This window comes from Natrarchaeobius versutus, from assembly GCF_041205745.1.
GTDB lineage: Archaea > Halobacteriota > Halobacteria > Halobacteriales > Natrialbaceae > Natrarchaeobius > Natrarchaeobius versutus.
On sequence record NZ_JBGFCC010000007.1, the window covers coordinates 35,087 to 51,920 of the forward strand.

The 16,834-nt window shown below is 63.4% G+C and carries 13 protein-coding genes; 4 read left to right on the forward strand and 9 right to left on the reverse strand.

The features are described 5' to 3' along the window. Positions 1-2: 2 nt before the first annotated feature. The 7 genes from AB7C87_RS15715 to hutU form a co-directional block, all read right to left on the reverse strand. Complete coding sequence (locus AB7C87_RS15715; protein ID WP_369730437.1) at positions 3-1,652, reverse strand: ABC transporter substrate-binding protein; 1,650 nt, start codon at positions 1,650-1,652, stop codon at positions 3-5. Between the two features lie 103 nt (positions 1,653-1,755). Continuing rightward, complete coding sequence (locus tag AB7C87_RS15720) at positions 1,756-2,307, reverse strand: DUF8593 domain-containing protein (RefSeq protein ID WP_369730438.1); 552 nt, start codon at positions 2,305-2,307, stop codon at positions 1,756-1,758. A gap of 113 nt (positions 2,308-2,420) precedes the next feature. Beyond that, positions 2,421-3,464 carry a sensor histidine kinase gene (locus tag AB7C87_RS15725; protein WP_369730439.1) on the reverse strand — a complete coding sequence of 348 codons (1,044 nt, stop codon included), beginning with the start codon at positions 3,462-3,464 and terminating at the stop codon, positions 2,421-2,423. A gap of 108 nt (positions 3,465-3,572) precedes the next feature. Further along, on the reverse strand, positions 3,573-4,700 hold the full coding sequence (locus AB7C87_RS15730) for a M24 family metallopeptidase (protein WP_369730440.1): 1,128 nt from the start codon (positions 4,698-4,700) through the stop codon (positions 3,573-3,575). 47 nt (positions 4,701-4,747) lie between these two features. Beyond that, complete coding sequence (gene hutI, locus AB7C87_RS15735; RefSeq protein WP_369730441.1) at positions 4,748-6,118, reverse strand: imidazolonepropionase; 1,371 nt, start codon at positions 6,116-6,118, stop codon at positions 4,748-4,750. Further along, entirely contained in the window at positions 6,111-7,088 is a 978-nt protein-coding gene (hutG, locus tag AB7C87_RS15740) for a formimidoylglutamase (RefSeq protein ID WP_369730442.1), read from the reverse strand. The genes hutI and hutG overlap by 8 nt, the downstream gene beginning before the upstream one ends. After that, entirely contained in the window at positions 7,085-8,869 is a 1,785-nt protein-coding gene (hutU, locus tag AB7C87_RS15745) for a urocanate hydratase (protein WP_369730443.1), read from the reverse strand. Before hutU ends, hutG begins: the two co-directional genes overlap by 4 nt. 85 nt (positions 8,870-8,954) lie before the next feature. Here hutU and AB7C87_RS15750 point away from each other — a divergent pair, with 85 nt between their 5' ends. The 3 genes from AB7C87_RS15750 to rdfA all read left to right on the forward strand — a co-directional run bounded on the left by AB7C87_RS15750 (position 8,955) and on the right by rdfA (position 13,386). Next, positions 8,955-9,608: a helix-turn-helix domain-containing protein gene (locus tag AB7C87_RS15750; protein ID WP_369730444.1), complete on the forward strand. Its 654-nt coding sequence runs from the start codon at positions 8,955-8,957 to the stop codon at positions 9,606-9,608. A 452-nt stretch (positions 9,609-10,060) separates the two neighbouring features. Further along, positions 10,061-12,328 (forward strand): NADP-dependent malic enzyme, encoded by a 2,268-nt coding sequence (locus AB7C87_RS15755; protein ID WP_369730445.1) that lies wholly within the window; start codon positions 10,061-10,063, stop codon positions 12,326-12,328. Positions 12,329-12,765: 437 nt separating this feature from the next. Next, entirely contained in the window at positions 12,766-13,386 is a 621-nt protein-coding gene (gene rdfA, locus AB7C87_RS15760; RefSeq protein ID WP_369730717.1) for a rod-determining factor RdfA, read from the forward strand. A gap of 390 nt (positions 13,387-13,776) precedes the next feature. Here the strand turns inward: rdfA and AB7C87_RS15765 are convergent, their stop codons facing one another. Then, entirely contained in the window at positions 13,777-15,003 is a 1,227-nt protein-coding gene (locus AB7C87_RS15765) for an HD domain-containing protein (protein ID WP_369730446.1), read from the reverse strand. A gap of 284 nt (positions 15,004-15,287) precedes the next feature. After that, positions 15,288-16,046 carry a creatininase family protein gene (locus tag AB7C87_RS15770; RefSeq protein WP_369730447.1) on the reverse strand — a complete coding sequence of 253 codons (759 nt, stop codon included), beginning with the start codon at positions 16,044-16,046 and terminating at the stop codon, positions 15,288-15,290. A gap of 189 nt (positions 16,047-16,235) precedes the next feature. On the opposite strand from AB7C87_RS15770, the gene AB7C87_RS15775 reads away from it, so the two are divergent. After that, on the forward strand, positions 16,236-16,484 hold the full coding sequence (locus AB7C87_RS15775) for a hypothetical protein (protein ID WP_369730448.1): 249 nt from the start codon (positions 16,236-16,238) through the stop codon (positions 16,482-16,484). The last annotated feature ends 350 nt before the right edge of the window (positions 16,485-16,834 follow it).

Below are 16,834 nucleotides of genomic sequence, written 5' to 3' on the forward strand. Positions count from 1 at the left end.
GATCAGAACGATTCGGTGATCGCGGATTCGCGTGCGTCTTCTGGCAGGAACGACCACTTGTGATGAATCCCGAAACCGGGCGACTCTGCCCAGGAATCGAACGCGTCCGGATCGAACGCGAAACGCGGTTTCTCGTACCAGAGCGGAATCGAGGTCGGTTGCTCGTTGAACAGCCGTTGCATCTCGAACAACACCGGCCGGACGCCGTCGACGCCCTCGGCCTGTTTGAACTCCTCGACGAGTTCGTCCCACTCCGGATAGGGAATCTCGGAGTTCCACAGATACCCCGATCGGTGGGACATGACGAACTGGTCAGGGTCTGCGACGCCGTGGGGCGTTATCCTGCTGACGTACATATCGAAATTCCGTGACCCGTGAAGATCACCGATCGCTCCCGGATCGAGCGTCCTCGACTCCGTCTCGAGTCCAACGTCGGTGAGGTTCTCCGTGACTAGTTCCGCGGCCCGAATGTACGCTGGCTCGTTCGACGGCACCTCGAGTCTGAACGAAAGCGGCTCTCCGTCGGGCGTCTCCCGAACTCCGTCCCCGTCTCGGTCGCGAATCTCGAGTTCCTCGAGCAACGCTCGCGACTGGTCGGGGTCGTACGGTTGTTCGATGTCGGGGGCGGTCCACGGCGAGTCCGGATGTGGGTATCCTTCGGTTCCCGGAATGCCGTTGCCGAGCATGACCACGTCGACGATAGATTGTTTGTCGATCGCGCGTGAGACCGCTCGACGAACGGCCGGTCGATCGAACGGTGGCCGTTCGTAGTTGACCCGGATCTCGACTAACCACAACGTCGTCGCACTGACGACGTCGAAGGCCTCGTCCTGGCGAAAGTCTTCGATCGAGGATGGCGGAATTCCGACGCTCGTAGTATCGATCTCACCGCTTCGCAACGCGGTAAACATCGTCGAGTGATCTCGAATGAACGGAACGACGATTTCCTCGACGGTCGGTTCGCCCATGAAGTAGTTCTCGTTTGCGCGCAACCGAAGCCGTTCGCCGGGTTCGTAGCTGACGAGTTCGTACGGCCCGGTTCCGACGGGGAGTTCGGTGTGTTCGTAGGGATCGTCGACGTCCTCCCAGACGTGTTTCGAGAGGATCGGTAGATCGGCGAACGTGATGTCGGCGAGCGTCGGCGTCGGATACGAACACTCGAACCGAACCGTCTCCTCGTCGATCGATTCGATTCGTTCGATGTCGGGGATCTCGTTTACGTGGTGACTGTGTCGGTTCTGTGGGCCGTCACGGTAGTATCGGTACGTGAACACGACGTCCTCTGCGGTGAACGGCTCGCCGTCGTGCCACTCGGCGTCGGAACGGACGGTTGCCGTCCACGTTCGCCCATCGATCCGTTCCGTTTCGGTCGCCAACCCCGCCATCGGCTCTTCGACGTAGGGTGACGGCGCGAGCAGTCGGTCGAAGACGAGATCCTTCAGCCAATCGAACTCGCTGTGACTGCTGATGTAGATGTTCAACGGCGAATCGGGATCCGAGTCGGTTGCTATTCGAAGTGGATCATCGACGTCGGACTCCGTCTCTATCGTCCCGTCCGTTGTATCTGTACATCCCGCCAGTACCGCTCCAGTCGCGACCGAGCCAACTCCGGCCGCAAGCAGGTTTCGCCTCGTGTATCGAGTCTGCCCCATACACTTTAGGCCAACCTAAAACATAAAGTCGTTACGATTTAGGTTTGCCTAAAGGGACCAAATCCGGGCGAATAAAGGGCACAGACGAGGATCGATGACGGAGCTATCGATCGTGATCGCGCGTCTCACCGCTCTCGGAATCGTTCGTCTCTTCGGACCCCGTCTCCGCGTCGTCGGGGTGGACCTCGAGTCCGGAATCGTCCTCGGTCAGGTCGGTCGGATCGACCTCGAGGCCGCGATCTTGTGGGTCCTCGGTCTCCATATCGACGCGACTCGACTCCGTGTCGTCGGCCCGTTCCTCAGGGAACTCGGTTTCGTCTCCCTCCCTCGGTGTGCCCGTCGGCTCCGTCGGATCGGTACTCGGTTCGTCGGCCATCCCGGAGCGCTCGTCGTCGTCCGATTCACGTTCCGCCAGCAGTTCTCCCTCGAGTCGAACCGCCTCGTCGGTGATCTCGCCGACCGCGTCGTGGTGGACGGAAATCGTCTCCGCTGCTCTGCGATCCCATCCGAGCGATGATTTGATCGAATCGAGGAGGCCTCGCTTCGGCCTAACGTGTACGTAAGAGTCGTCGACACTCGCGATCGTTCCGACGGTTTCACCACGCTCGTTCTCGACGGTCTTTCCGCGGTCGTCTTCCGAAACGGTCCCGGACATACGAGACGATACCGTCACTCGAGACAAGGGAGTAGCGCCTGCGACAGCCTGGGTGTCGGTCACCCGCTTGCCGACTTTGCCGTGTGTCTCCCTCGTATTACGCCCGAGATCGATCACTCCGCCGTCTCGACGCCCGTAATCTCGAGTCGAACGCCACCCTCCTCCGAGTCGGTGATTCGGACGTCCCACCCGTGGGCCTCGGCGATTTCGTGGACGATCAACAGCCCGAGTCCGGTTCCGCCCTGTGACGTCGAGTAGCCGGCCTCGAACACGCGATCGCGGTCGTCCTCGGGGATACCCACTCCGTCGTCGTCGACGGAGAAGCCGTCGGGTAATGCTCGGACGCTGACCGTGACGTCCCGACCGCCGTGTTTCGCCGCGTTCCCAAACACGTTCTCGAGCAGTTGACGGACGAGACTCCCGTCGGCGACGATCGTTCCGAGGTCGTTCGATAGCCGGAGCGTTGCGCTCCCCGTCTCCGTCATCGTCCACGCCCGCTGGGCCTCCGCCCCGAGATCGACGCGTTCGGTCGTCTCGCTCGCGTTCTCGGCGCGCGTAAGTGTCAACACGTCCTCGACGATCTCCTCGATCCGGATCAGCCCCTCGTCGATGTACTCGAGATACCGGTGATTTACTTCCGCTTTCAGGAGTTCCAGATACCCCTTCGCGGTGGTCAACGGATTGCGGAGGTCGTGGGAGACGACCCGTGCAAACTGGTCGAGACGCTCGTTCTGGTGCTCGAGTTCGAGTTCCGCCCGCTTGCGGTCCGTGATGTCGATCGTGACGCCGACGACCTCCGTCGGTTCGCCCGAGGAATCGCGAACGGGAAAGATTCGGACCTCCACCCACCGAACCGTCCCGTCGGGGTGAACCACGCGGTGTTCGGCCCGAATCGTCTCTCCGCGCTGGAGGCGTTCGTCGCGATCCTCCATCACCGCCGCGACTCGATCGCGGTCCTCAGGGTGGACGGCATCCAACACGACGCTCATGTCCTCGAGCAGTTCGTCGACGGTACGGCCGTACACCTCCTCGAAGGCGGGGCTCACGTAGTCGAATCCGCTCTCGGTACCCGACCAGACGACGACGTTATCGAGATTGGTGACGAAATCACGGAAATCCGACCGCTCGGTCAGCGGCGTTTCGGAGGCTTCGGTCATGGTGTACGTTATCGTCCAGCGGTGATAGAACTGGTGGGAGAGAGTACTCCCGACAGAACCGTGCGGTGATTGGATCGGAACGACCGTCGATCGGTCGACGGCGGCCGATCAACACTCCTCCGGCAACGGCCGCCAGGTTCGCGGCGAGTGATTCAATCGCTCGCAGCCGTCCTCGGTGACAACCACCAGGTCCTCGATCCGCACGCCGTACTCGCCCTCGAGGTAGACGCCCGGCTCGACGCTGAAGACCATCCCCGGCTCGAGCCGACAGTCGGTGTCGGCCGCGATGTACGGCGGCTCGTGGAGGTCGAGCCCGACGCCGTGGCCGGTTCGGTGGACGAACCGGTCGCCGTAGCCCCGCTCCTCGAGGACGGTACGAGCGGCCCGGTCGACCTCGCTCGCTTCGACGCCCGGCTCGACCGCCTCGACGGCCGTCGACTGGGCTTCGAGCACCGCCTCGTGGACGTCCTCGTAGTCGTCGGGCGGATCGCCAGCGAACACCACAGTCCGGGTCTGGTCTCCGGGATAGCCGTCGACGACCGTTCCGAAGTCGAGGACGACCGGGTCGCCCGGCCGGATTTCTCGCTCGCCGTGGCGGTGGTGGGGCCGGGCGCCGTTTGGACCCGATCCGACCACGGATTCGAAGGAGATGGCCGACCCACCTTCGGCCGCGAGCCGATCTTCGATCTCCGCCGCGAGTTCGGTCTCGGTCATCCCGACGGCGTTTGGACCGAGCCGGCGGATCGACTCGCTCACCGCATCCGAGACGGCGGCCGCCTCCCGGAGCGCCTCGAGTTCGGCGTCGTCCTTGCAGATTCGGAGGTCGTCGAGCACCTCGCTCGCCAGCCCGAACGTCGCGTCGTGAAACGTCGCGCGGAGGTCCTGCGTGAATAGTGCCCACATCCGGTCGTCGACGAGGAGTCTGCCTTCGGAGAGGCCGAGATCAGTCCCGATCGCCTCGAGGGCCGCGGTCGGCTCCTCGCCGTCACTCCAGGTTCGAACGTCCTCGACGACGGATTCAGCCCGGATCTGCTCGTCGTACATCTCGGGGGCGAGAAACGCCGCGCGGTCGCGAGTGACGAACAGGAAGAGATGGCGTTCCATCGGCTCCTCGTCGAACCCCGAGAGGTAGTGCGTGTTCGAACTCGGGAAACAGACGAGCGCGTCCGCGCCCGCACGCTCGAGCCCCGCCCGGGCCCGCTCGAGTCGATCCTCGACGATGCTGTCTCGATCCATGAGGGAGACTGACGCGATCCGGGCGGGAGAAGCTACCGGTGTCGCGTTCAGGCGACGACCTCGCCGCCTTTGAGCACCGTCTCGACGATGTTCACGTCGTAGACGTACGGCAGGTGGCGGTACGACGGGGCGTCGATGACGACGAGATCGGCGGGGGAACCGGGCTCGAGCGTTCCGCGCCGGTCCGTACGCTTCCGTCCGTCCGCTTGCTCGCGCCCGCCCGCCCGTCCGGACCCGCCAGTCCCCTCGAACCCGTCCGGCGACTTCAGTGCGTCCGCGCCGCGGGCGGTGATTCCGAGGATCGCCTCCGCGGGCGTCATCCCGACGCCGACGCAGGCGAGCGTCGCGGCGAATCCCATACTCGGCGCGTAACAGTTGGGGTTGAAGTCGGAGCCGATCGCCGGAATCGCGCCCCGTTCGCGGTAGGGCTCGAGAGATGGGTACTCGCCGCCGAGGCCGAAGGCGGTCCCGGGGAGGAACACCGGGGTCACGCCGGCCGAGAACAACGCGTCGACGTCCTCGTCGGTCGATCGAAGCAAGTGATCCGCGCTCGCGGCCGGGAGGTCGGCGGCGAGGCGCACCCCGCCGAGGCGTTCGAACTCGTCGGCGTGGATCTTCGGAACTAAGCCGTGCTTGCGGCCGGCCTCGAGGATTCGACGGGACTGCTCGAGCGAGAAGGCGCCATCCTCACAGAAGACGTCACAACAGTCGGCGATCCCCTGGTCGGCGACCGCCGGGAGCTGATCCTCGATCACGCGGTCGGTGTACGTCTCGGCGTCGGATCCGTCGGGAACCGCGTGGGCGCCCATGAACGTCGGGACGACGTCGACGGGGTGGCCCTCTCCCGCGCGGTCGATCGCCGAGAGCAGTTTCAACTCGGCGTCGACCGCGAGACCGTACCCCGACTTCACCTCGATCGTCGTCGTCCCGTGGGCGAGTACGGTGTCGAGTCGATCCCGCAAGTCCGCCACGAGTTCGTCCTCGGAGGTCTCGCGGACCGCCCGGACAGTCCGGAGTATTCCCCCGCCTTCGGCGAGGATCTCCTGATAGCTCTTTCCCCGGAGTTTGGCCTCGAACTCGTCGGAGCGGTCGCCGGCGAAAATCGCGTGGGTGTGGGGATCGACGAACCCGGGCAGGACGCACCGACCGTTCGCGTCGATCGCCGTTTCGGCGTTCTCCGGCGGATACTCCCGTCCGAGATCGTCGCTCGAGCCGACGGCGACGACGGCTCCGTCGGCGACGACCACCGCCGCGTCCGAGACGGTTCGAATCGGGCTCGAGTCGGCGCCGCCTCTCTCGTTCGATTCGTCGTCCTCGCCGTCGTTCCCGTCGTCCTCGTCGTTTCCGTCCACCGAGTCCGCGGGCCCCACGACCACCTCGCTCGCGCCGTGGACGATCGTGTAGCGAGAGTCACTCACGGTGGTCACCCCAGTAGCCGGCCAACCCGTGGGCGATCGTCCGCGCCGCCGCCTCGGCGGTCAGCCGTCCCGACTCGAGAGGCGGGGCGCACTCGACGATCTCGAGGCCGGCCAGCCGATCGTCCCCAGCGAGCGCCGAGACGGCCGCGAACAGTTCCCGCGTCGAGAGGCCGCCGGGCGTCGGCGCGCTGACTCCCGGTGCGGCCGACGCATCGAGGGCGTCGCAGTCGACGCTCAGGTACAGGGTATCGGCCGATTCGATCGCTTCCTCGACGGCGGCCACGACGGCGTCGACCCCCGACTCGAACGCGTCCGCGGGGACGATCGTCCCGCCCCGGTCGCGGACGTACTCGACGTAGGGCCCCGAGGTCTCGAAGTGACGCGCGCCGACGGGGACGTACGTCTCGAGACCCGACTCGAGCAGTTGCCGGTACGGCGTTCCACTCGTCGGCTCCCCGCGAACCGCCCGACAGTCGAGGTGGGCGTCGACGTTGACGACGGCGACGGCACGCTCGGCGAGCAACGGCGCGACGTTCGGGTACGAAAGCGAGTTGTCGCCGCCGACGAACACCGGGAGCGCGTCGATCGCGTGGATCTCCGCTGCGACCGCCTCGACGTACTCCTGGACGTCGGAGACGTCTCCGTCGGGAAACTCGAGGTCGCCGAGATCGCCGATTCGAACCGAGACACCCCCCGTCCTCAGGTGAGCGGTCTTCACCCCCGCCAGGGATCGGCGGATCTCACCGGGTCCCTCGCGGGCGCCGCGTCGGCCGATCACGGCGCCGTCGTAGGGCTCGCCGACGAGGACCGCGTCGTAGTCGTTCGCGTCCTCGAGATCGATCGCCTCGACGACGTCGCCGAACTGTCGATCGTTCGGATCGCTCGAGGGGCCGCCCCATCCGTCCCACTCCGGGCGAGCGAACGGGGACTCGTCGTTGTTCTTCCCCGGACGGTTGGGCCGGTGGCTCACGTTCGATCATCCTCCGCGCGGCGCATCGGGATGTGAACGCCCGACCGTTCGGCCGTCTCGATGGCGAGGTCGTACCCGGCGTCGGCGTGACGAATCACGCCAGTACCGGGGTCGGTGGTGAACACCGCTCGCGCCTTCTCGGCCGCGAGGTCGCTTCCGTCGAGGACGACGTGGTTGTTCGCGTGGATCGCGTTCCCGATACCGACCCCACCGCCGTCGTGAACGCTCACGATGTCGGCGCCGGCGGCGCAGTTGAGCAAGGCGTTCAAGATCGGCCAGTCGGCGACGGCGTCGGTTCCGTCTTTCATGGCTTCGGTCTCGCGATTCGGACTGGCGACGCTCCCCGCGTCGAGATGGTCTCGCGTGACGACGATCGGGGCGGTGATCTCACCCGTCGCCACGAGATCGTTGATCCGGAGCGCAAAGCGGGCGCGCTCGGTGAGCGACTCGCCGCCCTCGCCGTCCGGCTTTCCGTCTTCGATCGGTTCGCCGTCGCCCGTCTCGTAGCCGAGCCAGCAGACCCGGCTGGGAAGACCCTGGAACTCGACGTGCTCGCGTGCAAGTTCGATCCACCGCCGAAGCTGATCGTTCTCGGGGAACAACTCGAGGACGGCCTCGTCGGTCCGGCGGATGTCCTCGGGATCGCCCGACAGCGCGACCCACCGAAACGGTCCCTTGCCGCGACAGAACTGCGGGCGGATGTAGGCGGGGACGAACCCGGGGAAGTCGAACGCTTCGCTCATCCCGCGTTCCTCGCGCACCTGCCCGCGGATGTTGTTGCCGTACTCGAATGCGATCGCGCCCCGTTCCTGTAACGCGAGGATCGCGTCGACGTGGCGTTCCATCGTCTCGAGGCTCTGCTCGAGGTACCGATCTGGTTCTTGCTCGCGTAGGCGGTCCGCCTCCTCGACGGTATACCCCGACGGGTAGTAGCCCTCGAGCGCGTCGTGGGCGCTCGTCTGGTCGGTGACGACGTTGGGGACGAAATCGCGCTCGAGCATCCCCTCCAGCAGGTCTGCGGCGTTGATCTGTACGCCGACGCTGTACGGATCGCCCACGGCGGCCGCCTCGCGACACCGCTCGAGGGCCGCCTCGAGGTCGTCGATCCTCTCCATACAGTAGCCGGTCTCGACGCGCCGGTCGATCCGATCGCCGTCGACCTCGGCCGCGAGACAGACGCCCCGGTTCATCGTGACCGCAAGCGGCTGTGCGCCACCCATTCCGCCCAGACCGCCGGTGGCCACAATCTTCCCCCTGAGATCGGCGTCGAACTCTCGGCGGGCGAGTTCGGCGAGGGTCTCGTAGGTCCCCTGAATGATTCCCTGGGTGCCGATGTACGCCCACGAGCCGGCGGTCATCTGCCCGTACATGATTAGCCCCTCGGCCTCGAGTTCGTGGAAGTGGTCCCAGCTGTCCCACCGGCCGACGAGATTCGAGTTGGCGATCAATACTCGCGGCGCACGCTCGTGCGTCCGAAACCGGCCGACGGGTTTGCCAGACTGGACCAGAAGCGTCTCGTCGTCCGCCAGCTCCCGAAGCTCCGCGAGGATGGCGTCGTAGGCGTCCCACGAGCGGGCGGCCCGTCCCGTCCCGCCGTAGACGATCAGTTCCTCGGGCGCTTCCGCCACCTCCGGATCGAGGTTGTTGTTGAGCAGTCGAAACGCGGCCTCCTGGGACCAGCCGCGACACTCGAGATCCATCCCGGTCGGCGAGCCCCGGTACTCCTCCCACTGATCGCTCGGCCTGGCGGACTCGACGCCGACGTTTGGCTCGTGTTCCATGCCCACATTGACCACCCACGCGTGCAAGACGAGTATCACTCCGTACGGAGTGTGGTTTATTACCGGTCGCGTCCATCGCTCCCACGTGTACGAGGCGATCTTCAGCATCGACGACGCAGGGCCGTACGCGGGGCCGACGGCGCGTTCGGACTGTCGAATCGAACTCTGGTGTTCCGATCACGCCGACTTGCTGTCTCTTCGTGGATCCGACATCCGTTCGGCGCTCGAGCGCATCGATGCGACGGTCGGCCTCGAGCGACGCCTCGATGGGGAACGGGAAACGCTCGCGGTCACCGACAGCTGTCTGCGGGCCCACGAGACGACGATCGACACGTACCTCGAGCGCCACGGCTGTTTGCTCTTGCCCCCGATTCGGTACGCCAACGGGCGGAAACGATGCCGGGTCCTCGCACCCGAGTCGGAGGCGCTCGCGGGAATCTACGAGGCCCTCGTTTCGGACGGGGTCGACGTCGACGTTCGCTCGAAACGGACGGTACAGCTTCCGATCACGCCGTCCCCGTTGTCGGATCTCGAGAACGTCGTTCCAGCGCTGACCGATCGCCAGCGGGAAACGATCGTCACGGCGGTCGAAAACGGCTACTACGAGATCCCACGGGAGACGACGACGGACGACCTGGCGGGCGAACTCGGCGTTGCCCGCCGGACGGCAGAAGATCACTTGCGGCGTGCCGAGCGAAAACTCCTCACCTCTGTGGTTTTGCGTCTCTTCTGCCGGTAACGCCGAAGAACCGCGTCGAGCCGAACTCCGAGACGATCGCCGAATGTGCCGGCCGAAGACGGCGACTCGAGTCCCGCTCCGTGTACGGGTCGGTGTACCACGTGACGACAGTGTTCGAGGGAGCTTGGCGTCGGCCGGCGTACTCCTCGAGCGCCGAGTGATACTCGCTCCCCGTCGGATAGTATTTTATCGGTATATAGTAAATATATTGGCCGATTACCGATACGAGTACTCGCAGAGGCCGGTAACGAACATACGAGTAGTGGGAACGAACGGCTGGAATCGGCGCGCAGTTTCACCGACGGTTTTGATTCTAGTGTTAGGAATATATGATAGTCGGCTGTTTTATATTATTGTCGTCGACGGCCGGAAACCGAACCCCGAAACGGGAGTCGTCACGCGGTCGTGAGCCGTCCCCACAGATTTTTGCCTGCATACTGGAAACGTGGGGTATGTCTCTAGAAGACGAATCCCTCGAGTATCACGCCACGGATCCTCCCGGTAAGGTCGAGATTACGACGACGAAACCGACCAACACGCAACGGGAGTTGAGCCTCGCGTACTCGCCGGGCGTCGCGGGTCCCTGTCGCGAGATCGCGGACGATCCAGACGCCGCCTACCGGTACACGGTGAAAGGAAATCTCGTTGGCGTCGTCTCAGACGGGAGCGCGGTGCTCGGTCTCGGCGACATCGGACCGCAGGCGTCGAAACCAGTCATGGAAGGGAAAGGAGTACTATTCAAACGGTTTGCTGACATAGACGTCTTCGACGTCGAACTCGACCACGACGATGTGGACGCGTTCGTGGAATCGGTCGCAGGTATGGAGCCGACGTTCGGCGGCATCAATCTCGAGGACATCTCCGCACCGGATTGCTTCGTCATCGAGGAGCGCTTGCGGGAGCGAATGGACATCCCCGTCTTTCACGACGACCAGCATGGAACCGCAATCATCAGCGGTGCGGCGCTGTTGAACGCCGCCTCCCTCGCCGACAAGGATCTCGCTGATCTCGAAGTGACGTTCGCCGGTGCGGGTGCCGCGGCGCTCGCGACGGCGCGGTTTTACGTTTCACTCGGAGTCCAACGGGAGAACGTGACGATGGTCGATATCGACGGCATTCTCACCACGGACCGAGCGGAGGCGGGCGAGCTCGATCCGTACAGCCGCGAATTCGCGAGGGACGTTCCCGAGGGAGACCTCGCTGACGCGATCGCCGGCGCGGACGTCTTCGTCGGCCTCTCGGTCGGCGGGATCGTCTCCCCGGAGATGATCCGGTCGATGGCCGACGATCCGATCGTCTTCGCGATGGCGAATCCCGACCCCGAGATCGATTACGAGGCGGCGAAGGCGGCGCGCGAGGACACCGTAATCATGGCGACGGGACGATCCGATTACCCCAACCAGGTCAACAACGTCCTCGGCTTTCCCTTCATCTTCCGCGGCGCACTCGACGTCCGCGCGACGGAAATTAACGAGGCGATGAAAGTCGCCTGTGCGGAGGCGCTCGCCGACCTCGCGAAAGAGGACGTTCCCGACGCGGTCCGGAAAGCCTACGGCGATCAGCCCCTCCAGTTCGGCTCCGAGTACATCATCCCGAAACCGATGGATCCGCGGGTACTGTTCGAACTCGCACCCGCAGTCGCGCAGGCGGCGATCGAAAGCGGTGCCGCGCGAACCGGGATCGATCACGAGTCCTACGAGGAGGAACTCGAGGCGCGGCTGGGCAAATCCCGCGAGATGATGCGGATCGTGCTCAACAAGGCGAAAAGCGACCCGAAGCGGATCGCGCTCGCGGAGGGCGGTGACGAGAAGATCATCAGAGCGGCCTACCAGCTCGCCGACCGTGGTATCGCCCAGCCGGTCCTGATCGGCAACGAATCCCGAATCGGGCGCCTCGCCGACGACCTCGGCCTCGAGTTCGATCCGGAGGTGGTCGATCCCGGAGCCGGCGAGTACGACGCGTACGTCGAGGACCTCTATCAGCGCCGCCAGCGCAAGGGGATCACGCGGACGGAGGCGGCCGATCTGCTCGGGGACACCAGTTACTTCGCCTCGGTGATGGTCGACCGTGGGGACGCCGACGCGATGTTGACGGGGCTGACCCACAACTATCCGTCGGCGTTGCGCCCGATTCTTCAGGTGATCGGGACGGCAGAGGACGTCGACCACGCCGCGGGGGTCTACATGTTGACGTTCAAAAACCGGGTCGTCTTCCTCGCGGACACCACGGTCAATCAGGATCCCGACGAGGAGACGCTCGCGGAGGTGACTCGTCACGCCGCCGAGATCGCACGCCGGTTCGACGTGGACCCGAGAGCCGCCTTACTGTCGTACTCCGACTTCGGGAGCGTCGACAACGAGGGGACCCGAAAACCGCGACGGGCGGCGCGACGGCTCCGGGCGGATCCGACCGTCGACTTCCCAGTCGACGGCGAAATGCAAGCCGACACGGCGGTCGTCGAATCGATGCTCGAGGGAACCTACGAGTTCGCCGACCTCGAGGAACCGGCGAACGTCCTCGTCTTGCCGAATCTCGAGGCGGGGAACATCGCGTACAAGTTGCTCCAGCGACTCGGCGGGGCGGAGGCCGTCGGTCCGATGCTCGCCGGCATGGCCGAGCCGGTTCACGTTCTTCAGCGTGACGACGAGGTCAAAGACATCGTAAACCTCGCGGCGGTCGCAGTCGTCGAGGCCCAGCGAAACGACGAAGGGTCCGACTGAACCGGAATCCGATCTAATCGGCCGGCACGACGGAGTAACCGCGGCTGGGACCGGACCCACCGGAAGCGGCCCCATCGAAGTGTCATACCGACGAGAAGATCGACGTGTGGCCGAATCGAACCACACCGATCTGTGGCTCCCGCGGACAGCGGAGAATCGCCAGAGAGAGGTAGGAAGGTCGGATGGAATTCGTATCCGTCTCGTAATTACGTTCATATGGATGTAAACAACTACGTCGGTTGACGTTCGATCTGCGGTGGTTTCGGACGGTTGGGCTCGAGATTGTCCGCCGGACCTGACTGGGTCGAAACTGACGGTCAGCGATCACCACGCTGGCATGTCGTCTCGTGTTCGACCCGCGTCGGTCGTCCGGTCGGCGGAGCCCGGTGGGGGGTTCGCCGTTCGGAACGTTTTTCAAGGCAAGCCGATAAGGGAAAATAGTGAGTAAATCGAGCACCACAGAGTCGAGTACGCCGTGTTGTAAAGTCGGACGAGTTACCGAACGGTACGACCTCACTGGTCTCGACGACGAGCTCGTCAGGTACTGGACCGACAGAACCGACCAGCGCTACAGCACTCGGGACCTCGCCGAACACGTCAACCAGCGCATTCTCGAGGCGGCACTCGACGAAGCCGGCTTGCAGTACAAAGACGGCGAAGTCGAGAACACGTACCGACTGCTCACCGGCGACGACGTCAGCAGCGGGACGCAAGTCCAGACCCGAAAGGAACTCGAGCGCGATGCCGTTCCGGTCGACGAGGTCGAAAGCGACTTCGTCTCCCATCAGACCGTCTACAATCACCTGACGGACTGTCTCGAGGCATCGCTCGAATCGCCGAGCGACGAGGAACGCCTCGAACGAAGCCAGGACAAACTCGGCGCACTTCGCAACCGGACCGCCGCCGTCACCGAGGATACGGTCGCACAGCTCGCCAGAAACGACGTTCTCGACGTCGGAGACTTCGACGTCTTGGTCAACGTGACGGTTTCCTGTAAGGACTGTCGACAGCAGTATACGATTCGGGACCTCCTCGAGCAAGGCGGGTGTGATTGCTGAGCCGATTCGAGTCGAGACTCGTCGCTCGATGATGGCCAGACAGTGTTGACGATTGCATTGAAACGACAACATATGGCAGAAATAGATAATACCTCACCACCCATCATTTGTCACCTCCCTTCGAGATTAGATTCCGATTCGATTTCGAGTTTGGGTCTGGAAGAGAAGCGCTGAACGTGTTGATTTCAGACGTTACTCAGTACGGTGGTGCGTCCACTCGGTTTGTCGATCCAACACTCACTCGAGTCGGAAAACGCCCGCAAATTCTCTTACGTGTCGAAAAACACCATAATTCGCATATCGGTCTCGAATCGATTCGATCCCGAACGAGGACCGTGTGAAAATGTGTATCTATCGACTGGTATCCATAATAGTATTCTATCTGTCTAATCACTCGGCGAACTGATCCAACGTGGTGTCCAGCCCATTTCGAACTTCCGTCACTAGCGCGCCGTCGATATCCAACTCGAGGACGTCGACGGCGGCTCGACCGACCCGTTCGAGCAGTTCGGGCGGGGAGTAGACGCCGAGACGCCACTGTGAGTACTGGGCCGACCGGAGCGCTTCGACGAGCGGTGACTGCTGTTCGAGGCCTCTGATCTCGCCGTTGACGACGACTCGAGAACTCGATTCCGTCATCGTCGGTCGACTCGGGACGTCGAGGATGACGGCCTCGGAGTCGACGGTCGCCTCCTCGGCAATCTCACGTTCGAACTCCCGAATCGCTCCGTGGTCGGCCTCGATAACGCCGCCGGGGACGTCGTCGATCTCGGCCCAGACCGCCCGTTTGAACAGGTTGCGGTGGTCCAGCCGTCGGGAGAACGCCGCCGTCTCGTCGGCCGAGCGCAACGCGACGAGCAGATCGGCGTCGTCCATCCGCTGGAGCATCTCGGCGTCGGTGTCGGTCGACTCGAGGAGCGTTTCCGCCCCTCGACGAAGCATCGCTTTGCTGATTCGGGCGACGCTGTGGCTGTAGACGGTCGGGTTCATCAGTGCCCGGGCGACCAGCAAACTCTCGGCAGACTGGACGTTTCCCTCGGCGAGGACGAGTTCGCCGTCGACGAACGTGAGTTCGCGAACGAGTCGGCCGTGGTCGATGGTTCCGTACGGGACGCCGGTGTGGTGGGCGTCACGGACGAGATAATCCATCCGGTCGACGTCGAGTTCACCCGAGACGAGCTGTCCGAACCGGCCCTCCCCGGCGATCAGGTCGGCGATTGGCTCCGGCTCTAAGTCGTGCTCTCGGAGCACGTCTCCGACGTTCCCGTCGACGAGCAGGTCGCGGACGTCGTCGTGATAGCGACCGGTTCGTCGATAGGTCAGCGCCTCGAGATTGTGGCTGAACGGGCCGTGACCGACGTCGTGGAGCAAGGCGGCGGCCTGGACTCGTTTCGCTCGTCGACCGTCGACGCCGAGTTGCTCGAGTGCCTCACACGCCAGGTGGTAGACCCCGAGACTGTGTTCGAATCGGGTGTGGTTAGCGGAGGGATAGACGAACGAGACGGTTCCGAGCTGGCTGATTCGGCGGAGGCGCTGAAGTTCGGGCGTATCGATGAGGTCGCGCGCCACGCCGTCGACCTGAATGTGGTCGTGGACGCTATCTTTGATGACTTTCATTGCCCTCGTTTGGTCGGGTTCGTACAAAAACGGTTGGCCGACGAAGGTGTTCGCGACTTTCGGTGTGCGGTTCGCTGGAATCGAAACGGGCGTCCCAACCGGTACGAACTTTATCGACGCGTACGAAGTTCAAGTATGACCGTCCCGCAACTTATGACGGTTGCGCTGTTCGCGATCGTCATCCTCTGTTTGATCGCCCTGCTGTACATCTCGACGCAGTGGGAGGACTGATAGGGATCGTTGGGTCTCGTTTAGACTTGTGAGAAACCAGACTTCGTGTGCGATCAGACTGCATCGCGTTCGGTTTTGATGTGCTCGACGTACGTCTCCACGACGTTCTGGATGATCACTTCTCCTGCTTCGGTGGTTGCCTCTGTGGGATCGCCAAGGACGCCGTTTTCGGTAATCGATTTGAAACCCTCACTCAGCAGACGCGCTGGAGAGATATCGCCTTCGGGGCCAGCTTCGATGTTCTTGGTCCTGACGAGACCCTCGTCGATGGCCAGCATCATCGCCGTCTCGGCGGCCCCAGCGTGAATTACGTCCTGATCGTACTCGATGCCAGCCTCGTCAAGCCCCTCGTTCAGTAACTCCATGTGTTCGTCGAGATCGGCGAGTGGAATCACTGTGGCTTCGAGTTCCCGGGCGATATCGGGGGCCACAGTTTTCACCGGTCCGAAGTTTCCACCGTGGGTTGGGACGAGGACGATGTACTCGAAGCCATGTTCGTCGAGGGACCGGCAGTACGATCGAATCACGTCCATCAACGTCTCGGGTGGAACGGTGATCGTGCCGGAAAACTCCATGTGATGGCCCGAACAGCCGGGGCGAATCGTTGGAGCGGCGAGGGCATCCCCCAGTTTTGCCGCAATGCGGCGAGAAAGCACGTCCCCGTCCAGGGTATCCATATTCAACGGCAGGTGTGGGCCGTGTTGTTCGATCGAACCGACAGCCACGATCGCCGTCCGCGTTCCGTTTTCGAGCGCCGATTCGACGTCTGGCCATACCATCTCCTCGAGGCATACTGATTCGCGAGAAGACATACATTACCACACCTCTTATCGGAACGAAAACCTTTCGATGTGTTGTGCCGACTCGCACGGAACGCCGTCCCACAGCAGTTCCGACGAAACTCTCTTCGGGAACGCGGATCCCGCCCGAGGACACGGTACAAAAGCGGCCGTCACCTGACGCGTCGCCGTTTACTCGAGTGGCCGCCCTATTTTCGACTCATGACCGAACTCACGATCCCACCCGATGCCGACGAGCAGGAGACCTCGAAACTCGTCCAGGAACACGTCGAGGTCGGCGACGAGGTCGAGGTTCGCGAAGCGGAACGAACCGGTGGCGGCGATCACGAGGTGACGGGGACGGTGACCGGAATCGAACCCGGTTACCTCGAACTCGACGGTAAGCCGCTCGCGGAAGGAAGCGTTCGGTACGACGAGATCCATACGATAACGCGACTCGAATCCGCTTAACTCTCCAGCGGACCGTGATTCGCCCACCGTTAGGGACCCCTCTTCGCGAGTACCGCCGCTCCGGCGGTATCGGCGATACCGACCGTTCCCCGATTGCGAGCACACGTTGGTTCTCGAGAATTAATTAAATTTAGAGCGCCATTAGCAATCTTTATTATATTGTTGTGGAAAGTGCCATTCGAGAGTAGTGCAATCCAACGAGAGGATGTCGGCGACCGGTGTGACGGTTGTCAAGATTCAGACGGTCCGTGGTAGCAATCTGCCAAGGAACCCTGGAGTGCTCACGGCCGACCCGGAACTGACTGCCGGCGGTCCGCATCAAAACCTTTACAACCAATATTTCATTAGAT